The sequence below is a fragment of the Paenibacillus sp. P4_A7 genome (assembly GCF_056402455.1).
The window spans coordinates 1-2,902 of sequence record NZ_JBFUHJ010000594.1; the positions used below are offsets into that span (position 1 = coordinate 1).

At 37.7% G+C, this 2,902-nt stretch carries 4 protein-coding genes; 1 reads left to right on the forward strand and 3 read right to left on the reverse strand.

Features of this window, described 5'->3' with window-relative positions:
* Positions 1 to 716: 716 nt before the first annotated feature.
* From AC1DWN_RS31545 to AC1DWN_RS31555, 3 genes are read right to left on the reverse strand one after another with little or no spacing between them, the layout of a single operon-like run.
* Positions 717 to 1,253: an NUDIX hydrolase gene (locus AC1DWN_RS31545; protein WP_477562802.1), complete on the reverse strand. Its 537-nt coding sequence runs from the start codon at positions 1,251 to 1,253 to the stop codon at positions 717 to 719.
* A gap of 33 nt (positions 1,254 to 1,286) precedes the next feature.
* On the reverse strand, positions 1,287 to 1,481 hold the full coding sequence (locus tag AC1DWN_RS31550; protein ID WP_477562803.1) for a hypothetical protein: 195 nt from the start codon (positions 1,479 to 1,481) through the stop codon (positions 1,287 to 1,289).
* 15 nt (positions 1,482 to 1,496) lie between these two features.
* Positions 1,497 to 1,637, reverse strand: a complete 141-nt coding sequence (locus tag AC1DWN_RS31555) for a hypothetical protein (protein WP_477562804.1) — start codon at positions 1,635 to 1,637, stop codon at positions 1,497 to 1,499.
* Between the two features lie 303 nt (positions 1,638 to 1,940).
* Between AC1DWN_RS31555 and AC1DWN_RS31560 the strand changes: the two genes are divergently transcribed.
* On the forward strand, positions 1,941 to 2,642 hold the full coding sequence (locus AC1DWN_RS31560) for a DinB family protein (RefSeq protein ID WP_477562805.1): 702 nt from the start codon (positions 1,941 to 1,943) through the stop codon (positions 2,640 to 2,642).
* Positions 2,643 to 2,902 lie beyond the last annotated feature (260 nt).

Below are 2,902 nucleotides of genomic sequence, written 5' to 3' on the forward strand. Positions count from 1 at the left end.
GCACAGTCCATCCACCCATCCGATAAGCTGTGTCCAGCATCTCATCATCCAGCTCTGCAAGGACAGCCTTAAGCTGCTCAGGAAGCCTCTCCATATMTGTAATCCACTGTTCACGATTCTTAGCAGTCATTCCCTCGTACACATATCTCCCAATCGGATAACGCAACTTGTCCATACGTTCGCCTCCTAAAGTAGATTTCTGCAAGGTCTAAGTTTTCCACTATCATACCATATACAGCCACAAATTCTAACTAGCATTATCATTTTAAACAGTTATCTAATCATCCGAATGACATCTTTAAAAAAATTAATATTTCTGGCTAAATCTCAAAATTAGTGCTTGATTACATGAAATCCTATGCGATAGTGCGGGTAGTGCTGGGCTTTCTTTATCAACATTTTATTTCAACGCCGATGTAAAGAGATAGGTGGCAATTAGAATGGATATTGTACATTCAAACCGCTTTATTTCCGTGTTTCAAGGTGTTTGAATGGAAAATATACAATCAAATAGGTCTTTCAAAGCTCTTTTACTGCGTAAATGGCGATTAGCGTGTACGAAATACAGTCTAAGACAAATACAACGTTTTTAAAGTAAGCTTGATTGTATAAAATACAGTCAACCACGACAACAGAAGAGTTTAGTGGAGTAGATTAGATTAGATTAGGCGATCTCACGTTCTGGCAAAAGCTGATTTATAGGTTGAGTCTTTTAATCAAATGACACTGCTGCTTCGCAGGTCATGCGCTAGCTGATAAAGCTCTGCAATATCATATCGTCCAATCTCCTCAAACCGCCTCACTGCTTCAACGATATCTACCACTTCTACAGCGATAACCGTTTCTCCATCCGGCGGATTCAACGGCTCTCCGACAATTTCCACCTCACCATATCCGACCAATCTAACGAAATCAGGATGTGGGATATGAGCCCTGTACGGCTCACTTGCTGATGAATGACATTTAAAACAGCCAAATACAGTGAAAGATTTCAACTCCGCACCCAGCTCCTCCTTCACTTCTCGTTCTAAAGCAACCATATGCTGCTCACCAGGCTCAAGCGTTCCTCCTGCGAGCTCCCATTTGCCGTTGGCCAGCTTCATCACAACATATTGATCTCCAACCATAGGAATGATGCTAATATTGCTAATTAGAGCTTCATCTACAGCATAATCCAGCGTAAATCTGCCTTCCACCTGCCCCCACACTATTCCCTTTGATAAAGTTGAATAACTACTCATTAAATTATTCATTGTTCTAAACTTCCTTTTCCTAATTATTAGTTGTTATTGGTTGCCCGCACTTATAAATTGAATGACTCCGATACTGATAGACATAATTACGAAAACAATTGCAAAACCGATCATAAAACTAACCCACGAAGAACGTTTGAACTTGGAATGGTTAGTTAAACGCTCTACTTCCAATTCAAGCTTATGCAACGATTCTTTTATTTCATTAAGCTCCTTATCATTCGACACAGCCAACACCTCGCTTTAAATTATCTTATCAACAATATGTTTATTTTCTTTGATGTCTTTTCTATGTAAACGAATCTCATCAATCAGCCGATCCAGCTTATCTGATGTTTTGGATGAATCCAACGCACTTCGAATAACAGCAACCAATATCAGCATACTAATCACCCAAACAATAAGAATAATAATAATTTCCTTCTACACTTCATCCTTTCAAAGAGGGTCGCAAAATTATAACTCTAACGGGATTCGTATGCATGGCGCTTCACTAACTATTTTTATCAGTTTACCAAACTAAAAGTCCATATAGTAGTTTTTCAAATCAGTCCAAGCTCAAATTAAACACTTTCTTAGCGTCTTAAAATGCTTTTTTTCATAACGTTAAATCAAAATAAAAGGGAGTTTAGACAATCAGCTCGAATCATTTCATATTCCTATCAAAAATGAAGCGAGTTGATTTCAATGGATTTGATGCAACGGAGGACTTGGAATGAAAATCATAAAAAGCTAACAGAAATCATTTTAAAACCAGAAGAACATTCTAGAACAATTCAATTATTCCTTTCTCAACATGCCGTACTGCACTCTTCTACCATTACGAACAAGAGGGAGCTATCTTTGAATGACGAATTAATGACTGATTTGGATGACATAACATTTAGAAAGTATCCCGTAATCAGTCCTGATACCAAAAACTCGATTGCATGGCATTTATGGCATATAGCACGAATAGAAGATGTCACTATGAATATTTTAGTATCAGATAATCAACAGGTTCAATTTGATGAAAGCTGGCTTGATCGCATGAATATCGAATGTTCTCACACTGGAAATAATATGAGTGAAGATGACATAGCCAAACTAAGCTCCAACATTGACTTCAATTCTTTATTAGCCTACAGAGCAGCTGTTGGCGTGAAAACGCGCCAAATTGTATCGTTATTGAAACCTGGACAATTTAAAATGAAAGTTGAACCTAATCGAATTAAACGATTGCTTGATGAAAATGCTGTTACACAAAATGCAAGCTGGTTAGCCGATTACTGGAGCAAAAAAACAATTGCAGGACTAATACTCATGCCTTCTACAAGACACAATTTTTTACACTTGAATAAATGCATTCGCATAAAAGACAGATCTCTTAAACAAAAGAAGGAAAGATAGAAAATGCTTGTTCTATATAGAAAAAAAGCACGGTAACATACGAAGCTTTCTTGCAATAACCCCAAGGTGAAACGGCTGTCGCCGTCCTTATGGCGGTGGCGCGTTTCATTCCGGAGAAATATAGAGAAAGTATGGCAAAATGATATACTTTCCTATATTCCTAGCGTAAACGGCTGTCGCCGTCCTCTTCGGCAAAAGCATTCGTTTCGCGGAGATATATAAGCACATTTATAAGTGAATACTTATAAATTCTTATATAT

What these genes read in the sequence shown, in the direction of transcription:
- AC1DWN_RS31545 (WP_477562802.1), bottom strand. Translation starts at nt 1,253, where the DNA reads ATGAATAATTTAATGAGTAGTTATTCAACTTTATCAAAGGGAATAGTG.
- AC1DWN_RS31560 (WP_477562805.1), top strand. Translation starts at nt 1,941, where the DNA reads ATGGATTTGATGCAACGGAGGACTTGGAATGAAAATCATAAAAAGCTA.
- AC1DWN_RS31555 (WP_477562804.1), bottom strand. Translation starts at nt 1,637, where the DNA reads ATGCTGATATTGGTTGCTGTTATTCGAAGTGCGTTGGATTCATCCAAA.